Annotated in this window: 23 protein-coding genes and 1 pseudogene; 18 read left to right on the forward strand and 6 right to left on the reverse strand. The window is 42.4% G+C overall.

Going from position 1 to position 25402, the window contains the following annotated elements:
• The 6 genes from V7L29_RS11255 to V7L29_RS11280 form a co-directional block, all read left to right on the forward strand.
• The coding region (locus V7L29_RS11255; RefSeq protein ID WP_334735506.1) for a WD40 repeat domain-containing protein at window positions 1–1196 on the forward strand (1196 nt) is incomplete at its 5' end.
• 693 nt (window positions 1197–1889) lie between these two features.
• On the forward strand, window positions 1890–2147 hold the full coding sequence (locus V7L29_RS11260; RefSeq protein WP_334735507.1) for a hypothetical protein: 258 nt from the start codon (window positions 1890–1892) through the stop codon (window positions 2145–2147).
• A 2-nt stretch (window positions 2148–2149) separates the two neighbouring features.
• A complete protein-coding gene (locus V7L29_RS11265; RefSeq protein WP_334735508.1) occupies window positions 2150–2509 on the forward strand; it encodes a transposase in 360 nt (119 codons plus the stop codon).
• A 235-nt stretch (window positions 2510–2744) separates the two neighbouring features.
• Window positions 2745–2960, forward strand: a complete 216-nt coding sequence (locus V7L29_RS11270) for a hypothetical protein (protein WP_334690632.1) — start codon at window positions 2745–2747, stop codon at window positions 2958–2960.
• 118 nt (window positions 2961–3078) lie between these two features.
• Window positions 3079–3366: a PIN domain-containing protein gene (locus V7L29_RS11275; RefSeq protein ID WP_334735509.1), complete on the forward strand. Its 288-nt coding sequence runs from the start codon at window positions 3079–3081 to the stop codon at window positions 3364–3366.
• Window positions 3367–3377: 11 nt separating this feature from the next.
• Entirely contained in the window at window positions 3378–6386 is a 3009-nt protein-coding gene (locus V7L29_RS11280; RefSeq protein WP_334735510.1) for a UPF0182 family protein, read from the forward strand.
• 1 nt (window position 6387) lies between these two features.
• Here V7L29_RS11280 and V7L29_RS11285 read toward each other — a convergent pair whose 3' ends face one another.
• From V7L29_RS11285 to V7L29_RS11295, 3 genes and pseudogenes are all read right to left on the reverse strand, one after another.
• Window positions 6388–7791 (reverse strand): glycoside hydrolase 100 family protein, encoded by a 1404-nt coding sequence (locus tag V7L29_RS11285; RefSeq protein ID WP_334735511.1) that lies wholly within the window; start codon window positions 7789–7791, stop codon window positions 6388–6390.
• A 62-nt stretch (window positions 7792–7853) separates the two neighbouring features.
• Complete coding sequence (locus tag V7L29_RS11290) at window positions 7854–7973, reverse strand: SDR family oxidoreductase (RefSeq protein ID WP_334690635.1); 120 nt, start codon at window positions 7971–7973, stop codon at window positions 7854–7856.
• A 3-nt stretch (window positions 7974–7976) separates the two neighbouring features.
• Window positions 7977–8120 (reverse strand): annotated as a pseudogene (locus V7L29_RS11295) (SDR family NAD(P)-dependent oxidoreductase); the annotation flags it as partial.
• Between the two features lie 243 nt (window positions 8121–8363).
• Between V7L29_RS11295 and V7L29_RS11300 the strand changes: the two are divergent.
• From V7L29_RS11300 to V7L29_RS11315, 4 genes are all read left to right on the forward strand, one after another.
• Window positions 8364–8756 carry a hypothetical protein gene (locus V7L29_RS11300; protein WP_334735512.1) on the forward strand — a complete coding sequence of 131 codons (393 nt, stop codon included), beginning with the start codon at window positions 8364–8366 and terminating at the stop codon, window positions 8754–8756.
• Window positions 8757–9396: 640 nt separating this feature from the next.
• The gene (locus V7L29_RS11305) at window positions 9397–10860 is read left to right on the forward strand and encodes an MFS transporter (protein ID WP_334735513.1); all 1464 of its coding nucleotides are present in this window, start codon (window positions 9397–9399) and stop codon (window positions 10858–10860) included.
• 358 nt (window positions 10861–11218) lie between these two features.
• Window positions 11219–12022, forward strand: coding sequence for a phytanoyl-CoA dioxygenase family protein (locus tag V7L29_RS11310; protein ID WP_334735514.1), 804 nt, complete (start codon window positions 11219–11221; stop codon window positions 12020–12022).
• 14 nt (window positions 12023–12036) lie between these two features.
• A complete protein-coding gene (locus tag V7L29_RS11315; protein ID WP_334690640.1) occupies window positions 12037–12162 on the forward strand; it encodes a hypothetical protein in 126 nt (41 codons plus the stop codon).
• A gap of 116 nt (window positions 12163–12278) precedes the next feature.
• Here V7L29_RS11315 and V7L29_RS11320 read toward each other — a convergent pair whose 3' ends face one another.
• A complete protein-coding gene (locus V7L29_RS11320) occupies window positions 12279–13205 on the reverse strand; it encodes a beta-1,6-N-acetylglucosaminyltransferase (RefSeq protein ID WP_334690641.1) in 927 nt (308 codons plus the stop codon).
• A 160-nt stretch (window positions 13206–13365) separates the two neighbouring features.
• Between V7L29_RS11320 and V7L29_RS11325 the strand changes: the two genes are divergently transcribed.
• A complete protein-coding gene (locus tag V7L29_RS11325; RefSeq protein WP_334690642.1) occupies window positions 13366–14628 on the forward strand; it encodes a glycosyltransferase family 4 protein in 1263 nt (420 codons plus the stop codon).
• 276 nt (window positions 14629–14904) lie between these two features.
• Here the strand turns inward: V7L29_RS11325 and V7L29_RS11330 are convergent, their stop codons facing one another.
• Together V7L29_RS11330 and V7L29_RS11335 are read right to left on the reverse strand one after the other, a co-directional pair.
• Window positions 14905–16056, reverse strand: a complete 1152-nt coding sequence (locus V7L29_RS11330; RefSeq protein WP_334735515.1) for a DUF1822 family protein — start codon at window positions 16054–16056, stop codon at window positions 14905–14907.
• 64 nt (window positions 16057–16120) lie between these two features.
• Window positions 16121–17308, reverse strand: coding sequence for a sigma-70 family RNA polymerase sigma factor (locus V7L29_RS11335; RefSeq protein ID WP_334735516.1), 1188 nt, complete (start codon window positions 17306–17308; stop codon window positions 16121–16123).
• Window positions 17309–17513: 205 nt separating this feature from the next.
• Here V7L29_RS11335 and V7L29_RS11340 point away from each other — a divergent pair, with 205 nt between their 5' ends.
• The 7 genes from V7L29_RS11340 to V7L29_RS11370 all read left to right on the forward strand — a co-directional run.
• On the forward strand, window positions 17514–17924 hold the full coding sequence (locus V7L29_RS11340) for a hypothetical protein (RefSeq protein WP_334735517.1): 411 nt from the start codon (window positions 17514–17516) through the stop codon (window positions 17922–17924).
• 184 nt (window positions 17925–18108) lie between these two features.
• Window positions 18109–18504, forward strand: a complete 396-nt coding sequence (locus V7L29_RS11345; protein ID WP_334735518.1) for an STK_08120 family protein — start codon at window positions 18109–18111, stop codon at window positions 18502–18504.
• Window positions 18505–18763: 259 nt separating this feature from the next.
• Complete coding sequence (locus tag V7L29_RS11350) at window positions 18764–18946, forward strand: hypothetical protein (protein ID WP_334735519.1); 183 nt, start codon at window positions 18764–18766, stop codon at window positions 18944–18946.
• Window positions 18943–21162, forward strand: a complete 2220-nt coding sequence (locus V7L29_RS11355) for a peptidase domain-containing ABC transporter (protein WP_334735520.1) — start codon at window positions 18943–18945, stop codon at window positions 21160–21162. Before V7L29_RS11350 ends, V7L29_RS11355 begins: the two co-directional genes overlap by 4 nt.
• Before the next feature lie 25 nt (window positions 21163–21187).
• On the forward strand, window positions 21188–22690 hold the full coding sequence (locus tag V7L29_RS11360) for an HlyD family efflux transporter periplasmic adaptor subunit (RefSeq protein WP_334735521.1): 1503 nt from the start codon (window positions 21188–21190) through the stop codon (window positions 22688–22690).
• A gap of 75 nt (window positions 22691–22765) precedes the next feature.
• A complete protein-coding gene (locus tag V7L29_RS11365; protein ID WP_334735522.1) occupies window positions 22766–23155 on the forward strand; it encodes a hypothetical protein in 390 nt (129 codons plus the stop codon).
• Window positions 23156–24021: 866 nt separating this feature from the next.
• On the forward strand, window positions 24022–25402 hold a 1381-nt coding region (locus tag V7L29_RS11370; protein WP_334735523.1), incomplete at its 3' end, for a filamentous hemagglutinin N-terminal domain-containing protein.

The following is a 25402-nucleotide window of genomic DNA, read 5'->3' on the forward strand; positions in this document are numbered from 1 at the left end:
CCATTAGCCCGGATGGGCAGACGATTGTCAGTGGCAGTGAAGACGGCACAGTGCGGTTGTGGAATTTCCAAGGTCTGCCCTTGGCTGAACCCTTCCGTGGTCATCAGCGTCAGGTCAATTCTGTCGCCATTAGCCCGGATGGGCAGACGATTGTCAGTGGCAGTGAAGACGGCACAGTGCGGTTGTGGAATTTCCAAGGTCAGCCCTTGGCTGAACCCTTCGGTGGTGATCAGGGTAGGGTCAGGTCTATCGCCATTAGCCCGGATGGGCAGACGATTGTCAGTGGCAGTGAAGACGGCACAGTGCGGTTGTGGAATTTCCAAGGTCTGCCCTTGGCTGAACCCTTCGGTGGTGATCAGGGTAGGGTCAGGTCTATCGCCATTAGCCCGGATGGGCAGACGATTGTCAGTGGCGGTGAAGACGGCACAGTGCGGTTGTGGAATTTCCAAGGTCAGCCCTTGGCTGAACCATTGTGCGGTCATCAGGGTGAGGTCAATTCTGTCGCCATTAGCCCAGATGGGCAGACGATTGTCAGTGGAGGTGATGACGGCACAGTGCGGTTGTGGAATTTCCAAGGTCAGCTCTTGGCTGAACCATTGCGCGGTCATCAGCGTGGGGCCTGGTCTGTCGCCATTAACCCGGATGGGCAGACGATTGTCAGTGGGGGTGAAGACGGCACAGTGCAGTTGTGGAATTTCCAAGGTCTGCCCTTGGCTGAACCATTGCGCGGTCATCAGGGTGGGGTCAATTCTGTCGCCATTAGTGCGGATGGGCAGACGATTGTCAGTGGGGGTGAAGACGGCACAGTGCGGTTGTGGAATTTCCAAGGTTTGCCCTTGGCTGAACCCTTCCGTGGTGATCAGGGTTGGGTCTATTCTGTCGCCATTAGCGCCGATGGGCAGACGATTGTCAATGGGGGTGAAGACGGCACAGTGCGGTTGTGGAATTTCCAAGGTTTGCCCTTGGCTGAACCCTTCGGTGGTGATCAAGGTGGGGTCGGGTCTATCACCATTAGCGCCGATGGGCAGACGATTGTCAGTGGGGGTGAAGACGGCACAGTGCGGTTGTGGAATTTCCAAGGTCTGCCCTTGGCTGAACCCTTCCGTGGTCATCAGGGTTGGGTCAATTCTGTCGCCATTAGCCCGGATGGGCAGACGATTGTCAGTGGCGGTGATGACGGCACAGTGCGGTTGTGACGCGGTGACTGGCGTGGATGGTTGCAAGTCTGTTGCAACAGGTTGCGTTACCATCCCATCTTCACCAATCCGCAAACAGAGGAAGCAAAAGCCGCTTGCGAAGTCTGCCGTAAATATGTTTGGAGTAAAGAAGAAGCTAAAAGCGGGGATTAATAAGAAGAAAATAGGAAAAATAAACCTTTAATCTGCAATGTTGAAGCTCAGAACTCTAGTTTTCACCTTCAGAACTCGGCAGTTCCACCTTTGAACTTGGAAGTCCGACCTTTTTACTCGGCAGTTCCACCTTTGAACTTGGAAGTCCGACCTTTGAACTCGGAACTTCGACCTTTGAACTGCAACAACCGAGATCCGAGGGTGAATGATGGTGATTAAAAGGCAAATATTTACCTTACTATCCCATTTTCACAAACTTGCAAACTAAAGCTACCACAAATATCTTGCGTAGGGGCACAACAATGTTGTGCCCTGATAGAACTGTTCACCGCAGCCAAGATTTTATTTGTAATTTTCCGTAGAGGAATTAGTATTATTCAAATGTAATACGCATTGTGCAAAACAATATTGTTTCTCGTTGAGATGCCAAATGGGTAGGAGGGCACGGCATTGCCGTGCCCCTATGTTATTTATATCAATGGCAATAGAAATTATCAGTTAAAATAAACACACATTACTAATAACTGTATGTAAAAACCAATGCCCTATGATCCACAAAGACACCACCGCTATTCTATTCGCTTGAAAGGGTACGATTACATCCAACCTGGTGCATATTTCATTACCATTTGCACCAAAGCGCGGCAATGTTTATTTGGTAATGTCGTTAAGGGCGAAATGCAATTAAATTCTTTAGGTCATATTGCCTTCAACTGCTGGCAAACAATACCCGATCATTTTCCCCACATTGAATTAGATACCTTTGTGGTCATGCCTAACCATCTACACGTATCTTAATCATGATCGACAAACCCGTAGGGGCACAACATTGTTGTGCCCTCAATCAACATCTTGACTGCAACACAGAACAATTTGGTAAACCTATACCTGGTTCTATTTCTACAGTTATTCGCAGCTATAAAGGCGTTGTCAGCAAACGCATTAATATAATTTGGCAGACCAAAGGACAATCAATCTGGCAACGCAATTTTTATGAACACATTGGAAGAGAGCAAAAATCTGTAGATAATATCCAACAATATATTTTAAATAATCCCCAGCGTTGGGGAGATGATCCAGAAAACCGCAACGTAATTCTGATGATCAAGATTTCCTGTTTGATATCCCTTTTTGATTTAAAATTGTGTGTTATGTCATAAATATGAATTATGAATTCGCGTTGGGATGCAACACGTGGTAAGGGAACAACATTATTGTGCCCCTACAATGACTCACCAATCTAACTCCTCATCGCATTCTTGGATCGGAGTTGCGAGAAATAATTCCAGAACTTATTATGTATAATCATTCTGGAACAAGCACTCGATACAATTAGCCAAGCCCCACTAGAGCAGCAATAGATACTATTAAAAATTAGATAGGAGCTAAACAACAATGCTACGAACCATTGAAGGAATTTATAAAAACGGCAAAATCGAACTAGCTGAAACGCCACAAGGTATTATTGAGAGCAGAGTTTTTGTTACTTTCTTAGAAACAAAACTCATGACTTGGCCAGAAACGATTATGCAACATCAAGGTGTAGTAGAAGGTATTATTTTTGAGTCCTACCGAGACGAACTGCTACCACCTAACGAAATCCAGTTGTAATGATGGGTTATTTACTCGATACCTGCGTAATTAGTGATTTTGTCAAGGGAGAAAAAATACTCTCAACCTATTAAAGTCTACTATTCCCACAGATATTTTTATTTCCTCCTTAACAGTAATGGAGGTGAAGTATGGATTAGCAATCAATCCCCAACGTGCCTTGAAAATTCAATCATTGATTGAAGCATTATTAGGTTCGATTACAATTTTACCTTTTGGTGTGGAAGAAGCAGAACTTGCTGCCCAAATTAGAAGTATTTTGAAAACAGCAGGTACTCCTATCGGTTCTTATGATGTACTGATTGCAGCAACAGCACTAACTCACAATCATATTGTTGTAACATCTAATGTTCGAGAATTTCAAAGAGTACCTAGCTTGCAAATAGAGAATTGGCGTTCTTCTTAAATTAGTTATTAATGTATTGGAAATCGGGCTTTAAACTATTAATTGTATTCTTGGGGCTGTGGCTACTTCTGGATCTGGGTTCCCGCTTGGGAGCAGAGATTTTTTGGTTTCAAGAAGTCGGCTATCTCCAAGTATTTTTGTTGAGGCTGCTGACTCGTGGTATTTTATGGGTAGTCGTGGCTGGAATAACTGCTGCCTATCTACTGTTAAATCTGGCTTTAGCACAACGGCTAAAATATTCCCAGTCTTTAAAGATTGAGCAAGCAGAACTCAACAGTGAATTAACAAATTTTCTCAGTATTAATTATCTAAGACGCAACGAAAACCGGATACTTGAACCGCAAGGCTTTCAACCATTAAAATTACACTGGTTATTACCCTTAACTGTAGTTCTGAGCTTGTTGATTGGGTTAATGCTGGTTCACTATGGTCAAATTGCTTTTTTCTACTGGCATTCTTCAGTTAATCAGGCTATTCTACCCGTTCCCGCCCGATTCCGACCGGAGACAATCTGGCAACTCTTAAGACAGATTGTCTCTCAAATCTGGTATCTCGGTTTGATTGTGGGAGTAGCGATCGCCATCTTAATTTATCACCAATTTTTACTGACTGCGATCGCAGTTTTGTCCAGTCCCATTTTTGCCTTCATCCTATTTCAACACTGGCCAAAGGTGCTGCAATATTTTCACCCCACGCTTTTCAACAGCACTGAGCCTTTATTTGGTCGAGATATCAGCTTTTTCGTATTTTCCTTACCTTTTTGGGAACTGCTAGAACTCTGGCTGATGGGATTATGTTTGTATGGCTTCGTCGCCGTTACTCTCACTTATCTCTTGTCTGCGGATAGTTTGAGTCAGGGAATTTTCCCTGGTTTTTCGCCTCAGCAACAGCGTCATTTATTCGCTATGGGTGGCTTATTGATGCTGGTAGTGGCTTTAAGTTATGGGCTAAGTCGCTATGAACTGGTGTATTCTACCCGTGGAGTAAGTTATGGTGCCAGCTATACCGATGTGACAGCCCAGTTGCCAGCTTACACTATCTTGTGCATTCTGGCAGTTGCGATCACCTTTTACCTACTTTGGCGAACGTTTTTCTGGAAACCCAAATCACAGTATCGTCCTTTAGTGTTTTACGGGTTAGGGATTTATCTAGTACTAGTTGCAGCTGCTGACGTTGTTCTACCGACTGTGATGCAATATTTAATTGTCCAACCTAATGAGTTGCAACGAGAGCAACCATACATTCAGCGTACTATCGCCTTGACTCGCCAAGCATTCGATCTAGAGGCGATCGATGCCAGAACCTTCAACCCGCAAGCAAAATTGACTGAAGCTGATATTCAAAAAAATGCCTTGACAATTCGGAATATTCGTCTATGGGATGAGCGACCACTGTTAGAAACCAACCGTCAACTGCAACAAATTCGACCCTATTATCGCTTCCTTGATGCTGATATTGACCGCTACACTCTCAAGACAGATGTAAGACCACCTGCTACCCAAAAGCCACCAGAACCGAAGCAGGAACTAGTTGAATCAACACAACGGCGGCAGGTACTGATTGCTGCACGAGAATTAGACTACAGTGCCGTTCCACAGGAAGCTCAAACATGGGTTAACCGCCGCCTTATTTATACCCACGGTTTCGGGTTTACTGTTAGCCCAGTTAATACAGTTGGGGCGGGTGGGCTACCAGAATATTTTGTCAAAGATATTAGCGGTGATATTAGCCCTCTCACAACTTCCAGTGAAGCCATTCGTCAAAGTATTCCGATTGGGCAACCTCGGATTTATTACGGCGAAATTACTAATAATTATGTAATTACTAGCACAAAAGTGAGAGAGCTAGACTATCCGAGTGGTAGTGACAATGTTTACAACTCTTACAATGGTTTAGGTGGCGTTGAAATCGGTTCAGCATGGCGACGCTGGCTATTTGCGATGTATTTGAAAGATTGGCAGATGGTGCTGACGCGGGACTTTTTGCCAGATACAAAGGTGCTACTTCGACGAAATGTCAACCAAAGAATTCAAGCGATCGCACCCTTCCTGAAATTTGACAGCGACCCCTATTTAGTGGCTGCTACTGCTAATCAAGATTTCCCAAGTAATCCCAGTTATCTTTACTGGATTGTTGATGCCTACACCACGAGCGATCGCTATCCCTACTCAGACACTGGTAGCGATGGTATCAACTACATTCGCAACTCGATCAAGGTAGTAATTGATGCCTATCACGGCACTGTTAAGTTTTACATTGCCGATCAGAGCGATCCGCTCATTGCCACTTGGTCAGCAATATTTCCCGAAATGTTCAAACCGCTCAGTACAATGCCAGTAAATCTCCGCAGTCATACCCGGTATCCGGTGGACTTTTTCAAAATTCAATCTCAGCGGTTGATGACTTACCACATGACTGACCCCCAGGTATTTTACAATCGGGAAGACCAGTGGCAAATCCCTAATGAAATCTATGCCAGTGAAACCCGTGCGGTAGAGCCGTACTATTTGATTACTAGTTTACCCACCGTAACCTTTGTTGGCGAAGCCTCTCGTAGAGAAGAATTTATTCTGCTTTTACCTTACACACCCAAACAACGGACTAATTTAATCGCTTGGTTAGCGGCGCGATCGGATGGCAAGAACTACGGTAGGCTAGTACTATATGTCTTTCCTAAAGAACGCCTGGTTTACGGGCCAGAGCAAATCGAGGCGCGGATTAACCAAGACCCAGTAATTTCCCAGCAAATTTCCCTGTGGAATCGCCAGGGGTCGAGAGCCATTCAAGGCAATCTATTAGTAATTCCCATTGAGCAATCGCTGCTATATGTTGAGCCAATCTATCTAGAAGCCACACAGAATAGTCTGCCAACTTTGGTACGGGTAGTCGTAGCTTACGAAAACCGGATTGTCATGGCACAAACCTTAGAACAAGCATTGCAAGGAATTTTTAAACCAGAAGTTACACCAGCTTCTGCAATTATTCGTCCGTTTGAAGAAGCAGCCCCGCCAGGTCAGTGATCTAAAGGCTACAGCCTGGGCCTTCAAAACCCTCTGCAAAGCTGATTAATTCCAAGTAATCTGGATTTTCCAGGAACTTTTTAGCAGCCAGCAATCCGGCAATGCTCCAAGTTTGATAAATTCTAGCTTCTTTGCCAATCAAACGACCATTGTTGCCATCGTAGTATTCCGGGAATTTATCCTTAAATAAACGCCTTTCGGCAATGGCGATCGCTGCTTGGGCAAGTTCTGTTCGACCTGTTTTCTGTGCCGCAGCGGTAAATGACCACAGTAAAACGGGCCAGTTACCGCCGTTATGATAAGACCAAGCGATGTTCTTAGAGTCACATCCTGTAACAATTCTCCACTCTAAACCTTCCAAAGCTGGAAAGCAGATTTTAACAGGCATATAGCCAATCAAGTCTTGCCAACGTTGGGCAAATAAATTCATGATCTTTTGAGATTCTGTAACGCTTGCTAAAGAAGCTAAGATTGCCATCAGATTTCCCAGAGCAAAAAACCGAAAATCCATCCGTCCCGGCCCCAGATTTCCCGCTAAATATCCTCCAGTTTCAGGTAACCACTCGGTCAACCAACCAGGGATTGATTCTGAGTTGATGTTGAATTTATTAACAATTTCTTTACCAAATTCGTTACCCTTGTACCGATAGATTTCCCCCAATCGCTTCAGGTCTAGCCAGTAATAGTTGCAAATATGATATTTCAAAGATCCTAATCGCCTATTGACCTTACCAAGGTAGCTATCGCCATCCCCATCTGGTAAAAGCAATTCACTAGCAGCCCTGAGGGACGCATAGAATAATACTTGAATTTCTAGAGGATGTTCGTAAACTCCCATACGACGGTCAATCATAAACGCGCCATCGGGAACTAACATTGTTGGGTACAGGGAAAACCGATGTACTAGACAAAGATCCAAAATTAGCTTGATTCCTTGTTGAAAATTTGGCTGACGCGCTAGAGCCAAATCGCCTGTAGCTTTTTCATAAGCCCGTAGCAGGAGAATCCACCACATACAAGAATCAACAGGGGGAACGCGAGCGATCGCCTGCTCACCAAAATCAGCGACCAAAAATTCCTCATTCCCATTGGAATGTACTTTGAAACTTGCTGGCATTAATCCCGCTCCCGGTTCAAAGCAGTCCATCTGCTTTTCATGACTTTGTAATTTCAGTGTTTCTACTAAGAAATTACGCACAATCTCTGCTTTGCCGTGCATGAGAAACACCAAAGCACAAGGGACAAAATCCCGGAGAAAGCACTGATCATAATTAAGTGCATCTAACTCCGGATCATGGGCGGCTACAGTCCCAATAGGTTTGCCCTGGTAATAAATTATGGACTTTTCCAACAGTTTCCAGGCTTCTGCTTCCAGCAGACTGTTATTATTGATCGCACTAGTCATAGGCGTCTAATTCCACTAATGGTATGTATCGGCTCAATTGTGGAAAGTACGCAAGCCTTACCTCAAGCTGACCAAGTTTCCCAGAAGTCAGCATATAGAGTCAATCCACCATTTACAAACAGCGTTTGTCCGGTGATATAGGCGGCTTCATCCGAAGCTAAAAAAGCTACTGCGGCTGTCATCTATTCCGTGTCTGCCGCAGCTTTTGGGTTTTTACGGTAATTGATGGCGATGTTGCACCCAAGTTGTGCAAGTCTAATAGCGATCGCCTCACCGATACCTGACGTTGCACCTGTAATTAAGGCATTCTTTCCTTCTAACCCTATCATATTTCCTCCCTAAGTTCAGCAATTTTCATAATCAGAATTGCTACGATTAAAGGGACTGTGATCATGCAGTCAGGCGTTGCTTGTATTCTCAAAACAACAACACCTAAGCATCTACTGACTTAGTTATTTTTTCACATCTATCATTAGTTCAGGGTTGTACTGATTCAATAGATTGATCCTCGCAAATAAATTTATGTTTTAAAGTAAAAAATAGTTTAATAAACAACAGTTGTTAGAAGACCAATGAAACCGTTAGGGTTAGTCCTACCTATCTTTTTAATGCTAGTCACGCCTGGTATAGCAGTTGAGTTTAAAGGGCAGAATATCGATGGTCAAAAACTGCCTGCTAGAGCTTACTACTATGCAACTGGTGGGGTCTACAAAGTTCAGGTGCGCTTTCACAAAAAACGAGCGACAATTTACTTTGACGACGGCAACCAAACAACCATACGGTTGAACCAGCAAGTGATCACTGACTCAAACAATATTGAAGGCTTTGGAAAACTAGGGCAATATCCTCTAAATGGAATATTCAGTGTTGGGTTGGTGTATGACAATAATTGGCTCGGCAGCAGTGATAGTCAATCCCAACAGTCAAATCCGCTCTCCGGTTTGTGGAAAATTAGTTTGGAGTGAACATTTGCTTTTAAACTAATACCAGCAATTGCAAAAACTGCATGGTGTAAGTGCTATGGGTGTTGGGGGTAGGGTGTAGGATGTGGGGAATTAAGAAGATGTTGTTCTGTTTGACGCACTAAAATTCAATGTCTATTAACGGAATGATACTTAACACCCTACCCCTAATAAATAGTCAGCAAGGAGGTGTCACCTTTATAAGAGTGGCATTTCCGTCGTAGACATCGCACTACCTGCGACAGATGCCAACTTATTTACATATGGCAAGTGGTGAGAGGGAGAGGGGTGCGATCGCAATCCGTCCACTGAAGCTTTAAAATGCTATTGATTATACAACCGCATTAATCAGATTTTCAGAGAATAGAGGAAACTTATACTCACACTTTTCTTTGCAGCGCACTGGCTTATATTAACAACTTAACTTTTGTGTTGTGAGTCCAACTAGTACAGCGTGGCGCAAATAAACAGACCCTTCGGGTTCACCAGTCGCCTGCGGAGGGAAACCCTCCCGCAGCGCTGGTTCACCATTTAAAATGGCGCAAAAGCCCAAAATACAATTCTTTTGACTTTTGACTTCCGCCTTGCGGTACTAGGCTTTAATTTAGGATGTTTTGTTATTATTTTCTTAAATACTAGATTTATGGATTCTTCTCAGATTGAAACAGGTGCACCTCTTTCTATAGAAATTGCTCAGATTGCCTCACCATCAACAACACTCTCCCCTACCTCAACACTCAGCCCTCGTATTCCTAAAGATGCTATTCGCACTAGTTTGAGGGCTTCCACTATCGATGGTATTTTCGCGGCAATTTTCTCTATTGGCACTGGCGGAGTTTTGCTAGGTAATTTCTTGGTGGAGTTGGATGCTAGCCCGATAGTGTTTGGGATGTTGGCTTCTATCCCGATGTTGGCGAATCTTTTTCAGCCAATAGGTGCTTACTTGTCTGAACGTAGCACTAGCCGCTTTCAGTATGCCCTTGGCATTTATGGGATTGCTCGGCTACTGTGGCTGATTTTAGTAATTGGCATTGTTAGCTTTAGTTGGGGAGGGCTTAATTCAAACCAATTAGTGGTATTGTCGCTTTTGATTCTCGTATGCAGCCATCTTTTAGGAGGACTAGGAAATGCATCGTGGTTGAGTTGGATAGCAATGTTAGTCCCACGGCGATTGCGAGGTAGATATTTCGGGCTACGCAATAGCCTTAGCAACTTAACGGAGTTGATCAGCTTGCCAATAGCCGGTCTAGCTGTATCACATTGGTACGGGGGAACTATCCAAGGTTATGGAGTGATTTTGCTCTTAAGCATTATCTTTGGAATTGTCAGCTTGGGTTGTCAGTATTTCCAGGTAGATATAAATCCCCAATTACAAAATACTTATTATGCTAACTCATCTCAAACCAGTGAAATTCAGTCAGACTCGGCAGCAAATGAACCTGGTGAGATATCTGAAGCAATCTCTCTGCCGCAAATACCAACTCCCCAAAACCAGATAGATAGCAGCATTTGGAAAAACTCTAATTTTTTGGTGTTTCTGCTTTATTTCGGCTTATGGACATTTGCTATTAGCTTGAGTGCGCCGTTTTTTAACTTCTACTTGCTAGATACGCTGAACCTGGATGTAAGTTGGGTAACTTTCTACAACAGCCTACGATCAGGGGCACATATGCTGATGCTCATTGTGTGGGGTAGATTTGCAGATAAAATAGGCAATCGTCCAATTCTAATTTCTACTGGAATTCTAATTGCAGTCATACCCTGGCTGTGGCTGAGGATGGGTTCTAGTCCTCTGGATCTTTGGCTGTGGTTACCGCTGTTACACATTTTCATTGGGGGTAATTGGGGAGCAATTGACTTGTGTAACAACAATCTCCAGATAGAGATTGCACCACTGAAAAATCAGTCTATCTATTTTGCAACAGCAGCAGCTGTTGCTGGGGCAAGTGGTGCTTTAGGAGCAACTATAGGTGGCTTCATCGCTCAATTTGCTGGGTCTTTTGGCATAGAGGAAGTGTTCATTGTCTCTGGTATATTACGATTAGCCTCACTTGTGCCACTCATTATTAAAAAGGATCTGGGTAGTAAAGTTAAATTGGTTGGCTAACAAACAGTGTTGCACTTTGATTGCGAATTTCTCCACCTCTGGGAAGAATTACTAACTTAATATCTACTTTATACTGATATCCTGAAAAACTTTTGTGAGAGAATTACAAAATTTATATCAGTAAAGCAGGTTGCAGAAATCAGTTCTCAGATATAGAGATGCGTTCATGAAGAAAACATTGAATGACCACAAGAAAGCTTCATCGAACTCGCATCAATATTACTGGAGCTAAATTCCAATTGGTTCAAGCTGATGAAGTCAACCCTGCCTCTGATTGCTTCAAAAGTCGCTAATTATCAATCCCAACTCTTTGGTCTGACCAAAAATAGTTAAATTTTAAAATCTGCAAAAAGTTACGATGCTAAAGGTAGACACATCAAAAATCAGCCCCGAACAAGTTGAAGCTTTCGAGAGAGACGGCGTTATTTGCGTCAAAAATGCTGTGGATGACATCTGGGTAGAACGGATGCAAACAGCCGTTGAAAAGAATGTATTAATCCCTGGCCCTCTGGAGGTGAAAGACACCGAAAAAGCAGAAGGTCATGTAGAGCATAGCAGTAGCTTATGGCTCACTGATAGTGATTTCCGTGCTTTAGCTTTTGAATCTCCGCTGGCAACGCTCGCGGCTCAAGTTTTGAAATCGAAAAAACTTAACTTTTTGGGTGACGGTTTCTTTGTTAAAAAGCCGAAAGCAGACAGCCGTGTTGGCTGGCATAACGATAAATCTTACTGGCCCATACAAGGTGAGCAGTGTTGTAAAATTTGGCTGGCTTTAGATAGTGTCAACCAAGAAAATGGTCGATTAGAGTACATCAAAGGTTCTCATCTATGGGGCAAGGAGTTACGTGAAGGATCTGACCCCTCGTGGTTCGTAGAGCCAGAGCCTCACGAAATTATATCTTGGGATATGGAGCCTGGAGATTGCTTAATTCATCATTTTCTGACAATTCATCATTCAGTAAGAAACACATCCTCCACACGACGACGCGCAGTGGTGATTAATTGGACTGGCGATGATGTTACTTACGATCGCCGCTCCAATGCTTGGCCTTTCAGACCTCTTGAGGAAATTGATATCCCGGAATTTGAGTCTCTCAAAGCCAAAAAATCTGGGGAGCCAATAGACTGCGATATCTTTCCGAGAGTTGAACTGCATCGCTAATCCGGAATTTAAAGGTGGTTGCTGCTATTGTTAAGAATGCGATCGCTATACAAAATCTTATGGAGATTGTCCTCAACTCAGTAGCAACCATAGCTAAGATTTATTTAGCTAAGTTTATCAAAATGTTAAGTGCCTACTAATACCATTTCTTTGTGAGGCTGCGCTAAACCCTTTCAACTTCTTTCTTTCTTTGTGTCCTTTGCGTCCTTTGCGGTTCGTTTTTCTTTCTTGTACTTAAATATGGTTTATCGCATCTTCATACAGAATTGGTATAAGATGTAATCCTATCAAGTTCATCAAGAATATTGCTATCTATATCGATGTCAAATTTCCGAGCAAAATGAGCAGATGATGCAACCAAGTTAGGCAAATCTTCCATTACCAATATTTTTGGATGAGGGCCTCCAGTTGACCAATCAACATATCGCCGACAGTCATTTTTTAGTTTCAGGTGAGGTGCATTACCAAGTATAGTTTGAATATACGCCTCTTCTGGATACTTGAGCTTACTGTAATGTAAGCTGACGGCATTTTTTTGTCCGTGGAAATTGATAATGTACTCAGCAGCTTTGCGATTGGCACAAAACCATTGACTTCCACTGAAACAAGCAAGTTTATTTGAAAAAGGAAGAAAAGGTTTCGTTAATAAAGGATGTTCTAAGCGTATTTCTATATTCAGTTGAGCAAAGTATTTACTTAAGTAATGAAAAGAAAATGACTTCGTACAGTATCGTTCATAAGAATTTTTTAGCCACAACATACCTTGTATTATATTATGTTTATAAATCTCATATGTGATCTGCTCATGCTCAACATAAGCATCGTATGGACTTGAGGCTAGCTCATCCAATATTTGCTTTGCGGTTTTAATAGGATAGTCTGCTGCACTAAGGTATACAAACCAATCCGGTGCATCTGGTATCTCGTACATTAGTTTAATTGCCTGTATTGTAGCCTCTTCAACAGAAAAATCTGCCCACTTTGTCTGTATGTAGGGGCGTACTAGTAAAACATTTTTTGGTAAAGTATCTACAGATAAATCGCATTTTGAAAAATCATGATGACACGCAATTATAGGGTGATTGAACATCCTATTTAACGTATTTATCAGTCTGTAAATTTGTAAAGGTTTTGCGTGTGTTAATAAAACAAAGCCTATTGATGGGCTGGTGTTATCGTGCATTTGTTCAAATTATAGATGTATTGATATCAAGTAGCATTCCACAAGATTACTTTTAAGATGACTGTGAAATGTGGTGTAAAATTACTTCAATACACTACACTATTACGCTACAATCTGGCAATAGCAAACTTCTGTTAATGAATAAACAGTTAAACTAACAATGATTAAGCCTCTATTGGTTAACACTTACGATCCCAAGGGAGGAGCAGGAGCTGCTCGTGCTGCTTATCGGCTACATCAGGAACTACTGAGATTAGAAATTGATTCTCAGATGCTAATTCAAGATAAAAGAATAGCTGACTCTACTGTGGTCAGTTTTCCCAATAAGGTAGCTCAAATAATATGGAAAGCTCGTCCGATTCTAAATGATTTACCACTAAAACTTTATAGAAATAGGCAACGTAAGCCTACATTTTTCCGGCTGCAATGGCTTCCTAATACAGTTGCATCGCAAATTGCTGGACTTGAGCCAGATATCATTAACCTGCATTGGATATGTGACGGATTTATCCCAATTGAAGCACTGGCAAAATTCAATAAGCCTATTGTTTGGACATTTCATGATACGTGGGCATTCACAGGTGGATGCTGCTATTCTCTAGGGTGCGATCGCTATACAAAATCTTGTGGAAATTGCCCTCAACTCGGTAGCAACCATAGTTGGGATTTATCTCGCTGGGTTTGGCAGCGTAAAACTAAAGCCTGGCAAAATCTCAAGCTTACTATTGTCAGTCCTAGTAATTGGCTTGCTGAATGTGCTAAATCCAGTTCACTATTTTCAAATAGTGACATCAGAGTTATTCCTCACGGGTTAAATCTTAGCATCTATAAACCAACTGAGCGTCAAATAGCCAGAAACTTACTGAACCTACCACAAAATAAGCAACTAATTCTATTCGGAGCAATCAACGCAACTAGCAATCCCAGAAAAGGATTTCATCTATTGCAATCAGCGTTGCAAAAATTGAGCCAGTCTGAGTGGAAAGATAAAATTGAACTGATTGTTTTTGGTTCATCTCAACCTGAAGATTCAGTTGATTTAGGTTTTAAGGTACATTACTTAGGCAAAGTTGATGATGAGAATAAACTAGCGCTTCTCTATTCATCTGCGGATGTGATGATTGTGCCATCAACTGAAGAAGTTTTTGGACTGACTGCTTGTGAATCCCTATCCTGTGCTACACCTGTGGTTTCATTTGATTCAACGGGACTCAAAGATTTAGTTGAACATCAAAAAAATGGATATCGGGCGCAATGTTTTAGTTGTGATGACTTAGCAAATGGGATTATCTGGGTAATAGCGAATAAAGAGCGGCATCAAAAACTTTGCGATCGCGCTCGTGAGAAAGCCGAACAAGAATTTGCGATCGAGTTACAAGCACGTCGTTATTTATCCCTCTTTGAAGAAATGGGTACGCATTAATTTACAGCAATTTTCAGGTAAATAGACCACAGTGGTTGAACCAACCGAAGGCATCATCTTCAGTAATGTAATTGACAGCAAGAGCCATTGCGAAGTCAAGTGATTCCGGTGTGCGTGCCTCACAGAAACGGAGAAATTGCTATAAATCAGTAGATGAGCTAAAAAACTTATTAAATAGGTTGTTCAACTAGGAAGAGTTAATAATTAAATAGGGCAGAAAAATTAAAAACAAAGGTAACGCTGCTATTGCCAACTAAATGTGGAACAACTTAAGATTTAAAACCGCAAAATCTCTCGGTCATAGTCTTCAGGTGCGGGTTCTATTTCCCAAATCAATCCTTCTCCTAGTTCCAAAATTACTTCTAAATACAACATATCTACAGAAGTTGTTGCCGTATCTTCATTATTCTCAAAAGCTTGTAAGTCTTCCGTTAGTAGTCGCAGCTTAAACCCAGCAGGAATTTGACCACCAGGAGTTGTACTTCGCAATTCAAAGCGCCAAACACGATTCTCAGAGGCAGCTTTTGGAAAAATACGTAACTCATATGTATTTTGTGCAACTATTATTTGCCGAGACAAGCCTATAACTGGTTCTGCACTCCGCATTCCCGTAGGCACCACAACGAATTCTGTTTTTTCCCATCCCCACTGTTGAGCTAAATAGGCTACTCCTGTCTGCAAGTATTGCGGAATTGACCACTGCATGAGTAAACCCTGACGCAGTTCATACAATTTTTTTCGCCAACCGCTATGTGCCAAGAGTGCGCCCCACATTGAAAATGGAACTGCCAAACGCGGGAATTTCACATCGGGATGACCCAATCTTTCTAAAAGGTTTTCTGCCTGGATTTTGGTAATAGAATCTAAAGGTGCAATCTCGGCACGTAAGGCTTCTGACCGCTCGAGTTGGTGTGTAACCCACAGCACATTAATATCTGGAATTAAATCTTCACTTTCTAAGCTGTAAGTACGATCGCCAGCATCATAAACCCCTGTTGTTTTTAGAATTTGATGGGTTGTATAGCCAAAAATCTTTATCCAGCCATCATCGGGATTAACTTGTACTGCTATGTAATAGTCAGCAACCCACTCTGGAATATCTACCCATTCTTGCGGTACGCGTAACTCATCGTCATCCATCGCCAGGGTGGGAATTAATACAAGGCGATCGCGATCAAAAGTAATCGCTGTACCATTAAGTACTTCCCAAAAACTCGGCAATGCCGCATTGTTAGGATAAACCCTGGCGGTGGGGGCAATTTCCTCTTTAAACCAAGGCAAAAAAGCTTGCAAGCAAATTTGATTTATCCACCCACGTTGACAAGCACCAGCTGTTGAGTATGGTTGTTCTTGCGCCTCTGGAGATTGGGGAATTTCCAAGTATAACTCCTGTGAGTCAATGGTGAATGGGGGAGGTGCGTTCAACATAATTCGAGAATGGCTCCATATAAAAAGTTAAGGCAGACAAGAGAGAAAATTCTCTTTTGTCTCCTCATTGCATCTGGGTATGGCTATATTGGACTTTGAGCCATTCCTCTAAACTTGTGTTTATAGCATCTACTACGTTGGATTTAGGGGAAATATGCAAGGTGTTTTGACTCCATTGCGTGAGAGTCAGGAGCAATGACTTTTTAATGCTGCTAAGGCGACGCGAAACAGCATATTGCTTAATTTCTAATTGTGCAGCAATTTCTTGTTGAGTCAGTTGTTGAACGTAGTAAGCTTGTAGTACTTTTTGAGACTCAGCATCGAGTGCAGCGATCGCTTGGCACAAAACTTGGTTTAACTGAGTTTGCTGATTTTGTTTATTCGCAGTTTCTTCCTGCTCAATAATTTCCGTTAGTAAAGATGTTTGCAAATCTACAGGCAATATATCTAATAAATTACCCTCATCTTCTTTGAGAGGAGCGTCTGCGGAAACAAACTTAGGATAAAGGAAAGTACGGGCAGCTTTAGCAGCAGATAATACCCAGGTTTCTATAGTTTGCTGATTGACTGTGGCAGTGGGCGAACTCAATCGGCCCAAACGTTCTGCATTATAAAGATGACTGATAGCTTCCCAAGTCCGAGCATCTGGTTTGGTCAGCTGACGAACTTTTCTATTGTCACCTGTGTAGATTTCCTTAAAGCATTCCCAGGCTAAAACATAACTCTCGATGCTTTCGGCGTTAAATCCGACATTTTGTAATGACTGCACTAATCGTTTGCGGCTGAGTTTGTGCAATAATGCCCAGTCTGAGCAAATGTCTGCTTCCCGCTGTAAACGCACTGCATCTTTGATAATCGATTCAAAAGCTAATTGTGCATAGGATTTTAAATGCGAACTGTATTCAGGGTTGAAAGTTTTGAGTATTTTGTTAATATGAGCGATCGCCATCTGAAAACAGTCTGCTACAGATGACTGCGTGGGAAAGTTGAGGGCGAATTTTCTGGCTGTCCAATAGCACACCTCTTGTAAATAAGCAGAAATATGTGCCAGTGCCACAGCACTAGATTGTGTCTGCCAAACTTTATACCAGTAAAGTGCCCAAAAGGTATCTAATTTCTCAGTTGACGACCCCTCTAGGCAAACTTTCATACTGCGTCGCAGTTTGGCATCTGTTGCCCAACCACTAAATTGGTCTACATCAAATTGCACAAATGTAGAAAAGATTTCAACAATGCCCTGTCGGGGTTGCATGGAATACTTGCCGTTGTTTGAAACATAGCTGATTTCAATTATACAACTATAGAGCCAAAAGCTAATTCCTTGCTGTGTAAGGATTTTAGAGGTTTTTCAAAATTTTTCCGATCTTAGTGCATAAATCAGAAAATGCATCGTACTTAACAATATGGGATGAATCAATCCCTAGCATTGGATATTGCATTTAATTGGAGTATTACGTATGAATTCTCAACACTCGCAATTTAGTTCAGACAATAAAACAGATTTAGAAGCTCTAGGTTTAATCAAAGAGTTAGACAATGAAACCTCTCAAGTTATTAGCGGTGGAGCCACCGCAGATCTCGTGCCCAATCCGACCTTACCGCCCTTACTACCGCCAAATCAACTTGACATATACAATGGAACTTCTTCTTTGCTCTATTTTGATTTAAACTTTGGTAGTACAATTTCGCAAAATATTCTACTTAAACCCGGTAATTCACTAGACTTTACAGACCTAGCATCAACAGCTGATGTTAGGTTTGATGGAGATTTGAGCAAAGCTGGTATTCAACTAAATAAAACTACCGTCAAAGCTCCTGGAAATTATGCTTTTGTCTTAGATCCCACTGGGATACTAAGTCTTATCTAATGCAACGCTTCTTAGTTGCAAATATTTTTTAAAATACTAGTCTGCCATGATTTATTCTATGAAAAAATTATGGCAGGCAGCGTGAAAACAAAAAATTGCAGCAGTAATAAAAAACTAAAAACCAAGCAATTCAGTAAGTGAAAGCTTGAAACCTAAAAAAACCAAATCAAAAGGAGAAATAATCATGGATTTTCGTAATTTTTACATTCCTACTGTTATGGCAGGAGTAGCAATACTAACTTCCACTAATCAAGCGCTAGCTATTGGTATAGGTCAATATTCAGGATATCAAAATAATATACAAGGTACAGTATACTATGGAACACTGAATATCCAAAATACTTATAACTGTAGTGAGGGAACTTGCTTTAAAGGTACAATAACGTTTCCAAGTGCAGGTTTCTCAGATTTGGTTGTTGGTTACTTGTCAGGCAATAAATTTACCATGCGACGTTATGTAGGTAATGGTGTTAATTACGTACAAACTTTCAACGGACTTACAACCGCTACAAGCGTTAACGGCAGTTGGTTCACCGATTCAGAACCGAATAATAAGGGAAGTTTCAGTTTACAGCAATGACACTCTCTGACCTCCTATACGACCAATTAAAGAAGAGAGAATGACCGGATTTAGTGTCTGGCTCACTTTAAGTACTTCGCTGTCACAGAGAATCAAGACTTAGGTGTGGTTAAATATCTCCGAAAGCCAGTCTCCAAACTGGATTTATCGCCTTTTCCTGCACCCTCTTGACAAATGTGCAATTATCTTAACCTCTCACTGATGCTTCTACTTCTAATTCTTCTGTTGTTAGTCGTCAGACTTAATAGTAAAGAGTGGGGTGGACATCTTTGAGCGATCGCAATCGGTGCGTCTTGAGGGACTGCCAAGCGATCACTCTTACCAACTACTTTTGACTATACCCCAAACAGTCAAAGGTTTGAATGGAAAAAATAAACACTTAGTACAATCGGGTCACAAGACTCGATTGTATTTTCTCGCCAATCATCACACCAGAAGATGAAATACCAAATAGTCCTCCAACACAGTGAAGAAGACTGCGGTGCTGCAAGTCTTGCAACCATTGCCAAACACCACGGACGCACATTTACCCTCAACCGCGTTCGAGAAGCCGTAGGCACAGGTTCTAGAGGAACATCCTTGCTGGGATTGAAGCGGGGTGCAGAAGTACTGGGATTCAACGCCCGCCAAGTTAAAGCCAGTCCCCAAGTAATCGACCAATTAGATCAAGCTCCCCTACCAGCAATTATCCACTGGAAAGGCTACCATTGGGTAGTATTATACGGACAAAAAGCCAAAAAATACGTCATTGCCGACCCTGGTGTTGGTATTCGTCATCTTACCCGTCAAGAGTTAATGGCGGGTTGGGGTAATGGCGTCATGTTACTGCTAACTCCAGACGACAGTCGTTTTTATCAACAAGAGTCAGATAAAATTGACGGTCTGGGAAGATATCTGCAACGGGTTTGGCCCTATCGCTGTATTCTCGCTCAAGCGATCGCCATTAACATCGCCATTGGACTGCTTTCTTTGACATCTCCCTTTATGATGCAATTGCTCACCGATGATGTCTTAGTACGAGGTGATACCCAACTATTAACCACCGTCGCCATTGGCGTTATCGCCATGAACTTAATTAGAAGCGCCATTAGTTTAGTCCAATCTCACCTCATCGGTCACTTCGGTCAAAAATTGCAATTAGGACTAATTCTAGAATACGGACGCAAACTCTTACATTTACCCCTTTCCTACTTTGAAGGACGACGCAGTGGAGAAGTTGTCAGCCGCATTGCCGATGTCAAAGCCATCAATAACTTAGTTTCCCAAATTGTCCTGGGATTACCCAGTCAATTCTTTATTGCTGTAATTTCTTTGGGTTTTATGCTCTTTTACAGTTGGGAACTAACTCTAGCTTCTATAGTTGCATTTATGATTGTCACGGGTGTTAACCTGCTTTTCTTACCCGTGATGCGCCAGAAAACCCGAAATTTAATTGTTTCAGGTACAGAAAACCAAGGTTTTTTGGTAGAAACATTTCGCGGCATCCAAGTATTAAAAACTACCCAAGCCACTCCCCAAGCTTGGTCAGAATACCAAGGAAATTATGGTCGCCTTGCTAATTTAGGCTGGAGTGTGATGAAATTGGGACTTTATAGCAGTACAGTTACTGGTATTCTATCTACTTTCATTAGTATTGGCATCCTTTGGATGGGTAGCTATTTAGTCATTAATCACACCTTAACAATCGGTCAATTAATGGCATATAACGGCATGAGTGGCAACTTTCTTGGCTTCTTAGGTGCTGCCATCGGCTTAGTAGAGCAGTTTATCACAGCCCAGATAGTCCTGCAACGGATGACAGAAGTGATTGACGCTACCCCAGAATCCGAAAATGATTTTAAAAAGCCTTGGGCACAAATTCCTGGAAATGCAGATATTACTTGCACTGAACTTAACTTTCATCATGCAGGTAGAGTTGACCTCCTACAAGATTTTTCCTTAACTATTCCTGGCGGTAAAGTTATTGCTTTAATTGGCAAATCTGGCTGTGGTAAAAGTACCTTGGCAAAATTGCTGACTGGCTTATATAAAGTTGAGTCTGGCAATATTCGTTATGGTTTTTATAATCAACAAGACCTATCCTTAGAATGTTTGCGTCAACAAGTGGTATTAGTTCCTCAAGAACCCCACTTTTGGAGTCGTTCGATTATTGATAACTTCCAGTTTAGCTATCCCCATATTAGTTTTGAAGAAATTGTCAGAGCTTGTCAAATTGCAGGTGCAGATGAATTTATTAGCAAACTACCTGATAAATATCAAACTGTTTTAGGAGAATTTGGGGCAAATCTTTCTGGTGGACAACGCCAAAGATTAGCTATAGCTAGAGCCATAGTTACCCAGCCACCAATCTTAATTTTAGATGAATCCACAGGCGCACTCGACCCAGTAAGCGAAAGACAAGTACTAGATAGACTTTTATCCTATCGTCACAATCAAACGACTATTTTAATTAGTCACCGTCCCAAGGTGATACAGAGAGCAGATTTAATTGTATTTTTAGAACAAGGACGCTTAAAAATCCAAGGTACACCAGAAGAATTGCGCTCTTTACCTGGCGAACATTTAGATTTCTTAGATGATATTTTTCCCTCTCATAATGGGTTGGCGCTGATATCTTCCCCGGCTCATCATAACGGCAAGACTGCCACCATTAATTAAAATAATTTGTAATTTGTAAGACATCATGGTTAGCAACACAAATTTTCTCCCCCCAATTCAAACAAACGAATTTCTCCCACCAATTACTCGTTGGACAACATGGGGCGGAATGTTTATTCTCTGCGTTCTCGGATTAGCTGTGCCACTTGCGGCAATTTGTAAGTATAAAGTTACAGTCCAAGGACAGGCGGTTGTGCGTCCGGCGGGTGAATTGCGAATTGTGCAAGCGGCGACTGAAGGTCAGGTTATGCACATTTATGTCAAAGAAAATCAACTTATCAAAAAAGGAGATGCGATCGCAACTATCGATGACTCCCGTCTGCAAACCAAAAAGAGCCAATTGCAAACTAGTATTCAACAATCTAAGTTACAACTAGTGCAAATTAATGCCCAGATTAGTTCCCTCAACAGCCAAATTAGAGCCGAAACTGACCGCCTTAACCGGATTATTACTGGCGCCCAAGCCGAATTGAGCGGTCGTCGTCGGGAATATCAAGATAAAAATCTTACCACTGTTTCCGAACTCCAAGAAGCTGATGCCAACGTCAAAATAGCCGAGAAAGAATTGCAAGCAGGGAAAGCACAGTTAAAAACAACACAAGCAAATCTCCATGCTGCTGAAGCTGCCTTGGGTGTAGCCCAGTCAAAACAGAAGCGATATGAGAGTGTAGCTAATCAAGGGGCGCTATCCCAGGATCAATTTGAAGAAGCACAATTAGCTGCCAAACAGCAAGAGCAAGCAGTAAAGGCGCAAGCAGCAGCAGTGGAGGCGCAAAAAGAAACAATTGAACGGTTACAACAAGCAGTATCTGCTGTCATTGCCAGAAGACAACGCGCCCAAGTTGCCGTAAATCCAAGTAATACAGAAGTAACTGTTGCTACTGAGCGAATCGCTCAAGAAAAAGCCGGAGGGGAAAGCAACAAAGCAACAATAGAAAAGGAACGCCAAGCCTTAGTTAATCAACGGATTGAAATTGAAAAACAGCTAGAGCGTGATACTAGCGAACTCAAACAAGCCAAAATAGATTTAGCTCAAACTGCGATCGCAGCTACCGCCGATGGTATCATCTCCCAACTCAATCTGCGAAACCCAGGTCAAACTGTGCGGGCTGGCGAGGAAGTATTGCAAATTGTCCCCACTGATGCACCTCAAATTTTGAAAGCAGCAGTAGGATCTGAAGAGCAAAGTAAGTTAAAAATTGGTCAAAAAGTCCAAATGCGGGTCAGCGCTTGTCCCTACCCAGATTATGGTACTCTCAATGGTCAAGTGCAGACGATTTCTCCAGATGCGATGGCTCCTCAAAATAATGGCACAAATGCATCGATGAATGGGACTACTAGTCCAAAAGCTACTGCGCCTGGTGCTTTTTATGAAGTGACTATTGAACCGGAAACTCTGGTTTTAGGTAAAGGGAAAAATCAGTGTCATATTCAATTGGGTATGGAAGGTAGGGTTGATATTATTTCTCGTGAGGAAACTGTGCTGCAATTCTTTCTCCGTAAGGCGAGGTTGATTAGTGATTTTTAACTTTTTATTTTGAGAAGCATTATCTAACTTTACAGCTATTTTCAGGTAAATAGACTACACGGTAGGGGCACAGCATTGCTGTGCCCTTACGACAGATGTGGTTCACAAGCCGCCCTTCGGGCATCTACGGCGGGAACCGCCGCTGGAGACTTTGCGCTAAATTCATTTATGGAAAAAGAAAAAAATGTATTTCGAGACGCGCTAGCTCAAAATACGGCGCAAAGCCGGAGCTGCTCCGCCTTTGATCCTTGTTACAAGCCCCTAAATTTATTTATGGCGTTACTTTTGACCGATGCAGGTCTACGCTTTGATCAGTTCAATTCTTGCGTTCGCCCTACAGCCCTTCTCTACGAGACGCTCCGCGTAGCTTGCTTCCCCGCAGGGGTACGGGCATCCTACGGCAGGCGTTGGCAAAGCCATCGCTTTTGTGTTAATAAAAGCAAGTTTGCTAAATTCCTATATTGAATTCGGACAGTCGTTTATTGAATTCGGACAGTCGTTTATTGAATTCGGGCAGTCGTTTATTGAATTCGGGCAGTCGTTTATTGAATTCGGGCGGTCGTTTATTGAATTCGGGCAGTCGTTTATTGAATTCGGACAATTGTTTATTGAATTCGGGCAGTCGTTTATTGAATTCGGACAATTGTTTATTGAATTCGGGCAAACTCCGATAACTTACATACAACCATTCAAAATTTTTGTAATAAATAAACTAATTTATACTGAATAATGCGGGTGTCAAGTAACCCTAATTTTGTCTATCCTAGTGCTGTACAGTTCAGGGTATAACTCAGTTTTTGTCCTGGTAATATCACTAGGACTTACGCACAGGTAACGGAAAACGAACCACAGAGAAGCCAGTGCGTTGGGCGGGTTCCCCGACTTGTTCGCTCTTAGCGTTCCCGTAAGGTAGCAACTGGCGCGACACAGAGGTCATGGAGAAATGAGAGTTTGAGAGGTTTTTGCGTAAGTCCTATTCACTCCTATGTCTATTACCTAATTTTAAGTTTTAAAAACTTTACTCTCATCTAGTTCAAATATCTGCTGAAATTAATTGTAGAAAAATTTATCAATAAATTGATTGCATATTCACCGAAGAAGCAGAGGGGAAGGGGGCAGGGAGCAGGGGGAGCAAGCCCTTAAGAGGAGCGCAAAGTAAAGCGGAGTATAGGTACGTTCGCAAAGCGTCTCGGAGAGAAGCCCCACTCTTCCAGGGGGCTTGAACTGGGGCGGAGTACAAGCTCCGTCTCTGTCTTCCCCCTTGCTCCCTGCTCCCTGCTCCCCTGCTTCTTTTGACAGGTATGAAATGAGCAGGCGAGGCTGGTTATGATATGGCAATCTGTGGAGATCGGAATTGGCACTCAGATTTATTAGGAGTTTTGAGCATTATTGGAGTGCTTGCTCATGTGATATTTTGTTGTGAAAATCACGCCTTAGCCCAGATTACCCCTGATGGAACATTGGGTAATAACTCTTCAAGAATCATTCCTAATGTCAATATTAAAGGACTTCCGGCTGACCGCATTGATGGTGGAGCAATTCGCGGTGCTAACCTGTTCCATAGTTTCCAGGAATTCAATGTGGGAGAGTTGCAGCGTGTTTATTTTGCCAATCCCACGGGAATTAAAAATATTCTCACACGGGTGACGGGAAGTAATATCTCGAATATTCTCGGCACACTGGGCGTAGATGGTGGTGCAAATTTGTTTTTTATCAATCCCAATGGCATTTTATTTGGGAACAATGCACGCCTTGATGTGGCGGGTTCGTTTGTAGCGAGTACGGCGAATTCTTTTGTGTTTGGCAATGGGTTGGAATTTAGTGCAACTAATCCTCAGACTCCTTCTGCATTACTAACAGTTAATCCTTCCGCTTTGCTATTCAATCAACTTCAAGCTGGCAGAATTGAAAACAGGTCAATTGCACCAGCAGGAATAGATCCAGCAGGTTTTAATGTATCTGGTTTACGAGTAGGAGATGGTAAAAGTTTGCTCCTAGTGGGTGGTAATGTCATCATCGATGGCGGCGAGTTAAATGCTTATGGCGGGAGAGTTGAATTAGGGGGGTTAGCAGCACCTGGAAATGTCAATCTTCTTTTTAATGGGGATAATCTCAGCTTGAAATTTCCTCTTAATGTGACTCGTGCTGAGGTATCGCTTACCAATCAAGCGGGTGTGTTTGTGCAAGGGGCTGGTGGCGGTGATATTGCGATTAATGCCCGCAACATAGATATTTTGGGAGCAAGTCTGCTGAATGCTGGTATTGCTGAAGGTTTGGGGAAACCAAAGGCTACTGCGGGGGATATTACGCTTAATGCTACGGGGGAAATCAAAGACTCCGGGAGTAAGATTCGCAATTTTGTGCGTGAAGATTCAAAAGGCAATGGCGGTAATATTACTATCGATGCTGGTGACTTCTCTCTAAGTGATGTCGCTGCACTTTCTGCCTCAACTTTTGGACAGGGAAATGCAGGGAATGTGACAGTGGGTGCAAAAAATGCTGTTGACCTTGCAAATGGTTACATTTACAGCACCGTGGAAGCGGGAGGTGTAGGTAAGGCTGGTAATATCGACATCAATGCAACAAGACTGTCACTCACTGATGGCGCTCAACTTGTTGCCTCAACTTTTGGACAGGGAAATGCAGGGAATGTGACAGTGGGTGCAAAAAATGCTGTTGACCTTGCAAATGGTTACATTTACAGCACCGTGG

This window comes from Nostoc sp. (assembly GCF_036916575.1).
Classification (GTDB): Bacteria; Cyanobacteriota; Cyanobacteriia; order Cyanobacteriales; family Nostocaceae; genus Nostoc.

Excerpts from the sequence above, each read along its gene's own strand:
- V7L29_RS11260 (WP_334735507.1), top strand. The coding sequence starts at position 1,890 with ATGCCCTATGATCCACAAAGACACCACCGCTATTCTATTCGCTTGAAA.
- V7L29_RS11265 (WP_334735508.1), top strand. The coding sequence starts at position 2,150 with ATGATCGACAAACCCGTAGGGGCACAACATTGTTGTGCCCTCAATCAA.
- V7L29_RS11270 (WP_334690632.1), top strand. The coding sequence starts at position 2,745 with ATGCTACGAACCATTGAAGGAATTTATAAAAACGGCAAAATCGAACTA.
- V7L29_RS11275 (WP_334735509.1), top strand. The coding sequence starts at position 3,079 with ATGGAGGTGAAGTATGGATTAGCAATCAATCCCCAACGTGCCTTGAAA.
- V7L29_RS11280 (WP_334735510.1), top strand. The coding sequence starts at position 3,378 with ATGTATTGGAAATCGGGCTTTAAACTATTAATTGTATTCTTGGGGCTG.
- V7L29_RS11285 (WP_334735511.1), bottom strand. The coding sequence starts at position 7,791 with ATGACTAGTGCGATCAATAATAACAGTCTGCTGGAAGCAGAAGCCTGG.
- V7L29_RS11290 (WP_334690635.1), bottom strand. The coding sequence starts at position 7,973 with ATGACAGCCGCAGTAGCTTTTTTAGCTTCGGATGAAGCCGCCTATATC.
- V7L29_RS11300 (WP_334735512.1), top strand. The coding sequence starts at position 8,364 with ATGAAACCGTTAGGGTTAGTCCTACCTATCTTTTTAATGCTAGTCACG.
- V7L29_RS11305 (WP_334735513.1), top strand. The coding sequence starts at position 9,397 with ATGGATTCTTCTCAGATTGAAACAGGTGCACCTCTTTCTATAGAAATT.
- V7L29_RS11310 (WP_334735514.1), top strand. The coding sequence starts at position 11,219 with ATGCTAAAGGTAGACACATCAAAAATCAGCCCCGAACAAGTTGAAGCT.
- V7L29_RS11320 (WP_334690641.1), bottom strand. The coding sequence starts at position 13,205 with ATGCACGATAACACCAGCCCATCAATAGGCTTTGTTTTATTAACACAC.
- V7L29_RS11325 (WP_334690642.1), top strand. The coding sequence starts at position 13,366 with ATGATTAAGCCTCTATTGGTTAACACTTACGATCCCAAGGGAGGAGCA.
- V7L29_RS11330 (WP_334735515.1), bottom strand. The coding sequence starts at position 16,056 with ATGTTGAACGCACCTCCCCCATTCACCATTGACTCACAGGAGTTATAC.
- V7L29_RS11335 (WP_334735516.1), bottom strand. The coding sequence starts at position 17,308 with ATGCAACCCCGACAGGGCATTGTTGAAATCTTTTCTACATTTGTGCAA.
- V7L29_RS11340 (WP_334735517.1), top strand. The coding sequence starts at position 17,514 with ATGAATTCTCAACACTCGCAATTTAGTTCAGACAATAAAACAGATTTA.
- V7L29_RS11345 (WP_334735518.1), top strand. The coding sequence starts at position 18,109 with ATGGATTTTCGTAATTTTTACATTCCTACTGTTATGGCAGGAGTAGCA.
- V7L29_RS11355 (WP_334735520.1), top strand. The coding sequence starts at position 18,943 with ATGAAATACCAAATAGTCCTCCAACACAGTGAAGAAGACTGCGGTGCT.
- V7L29_RS11360 (WP_334735521.1), top strand. The coding sequence starts at position 21,188 with ATGGTTAGCAACACAAATTTTCTCCCCCCAATTCAAACAAACGAATTT.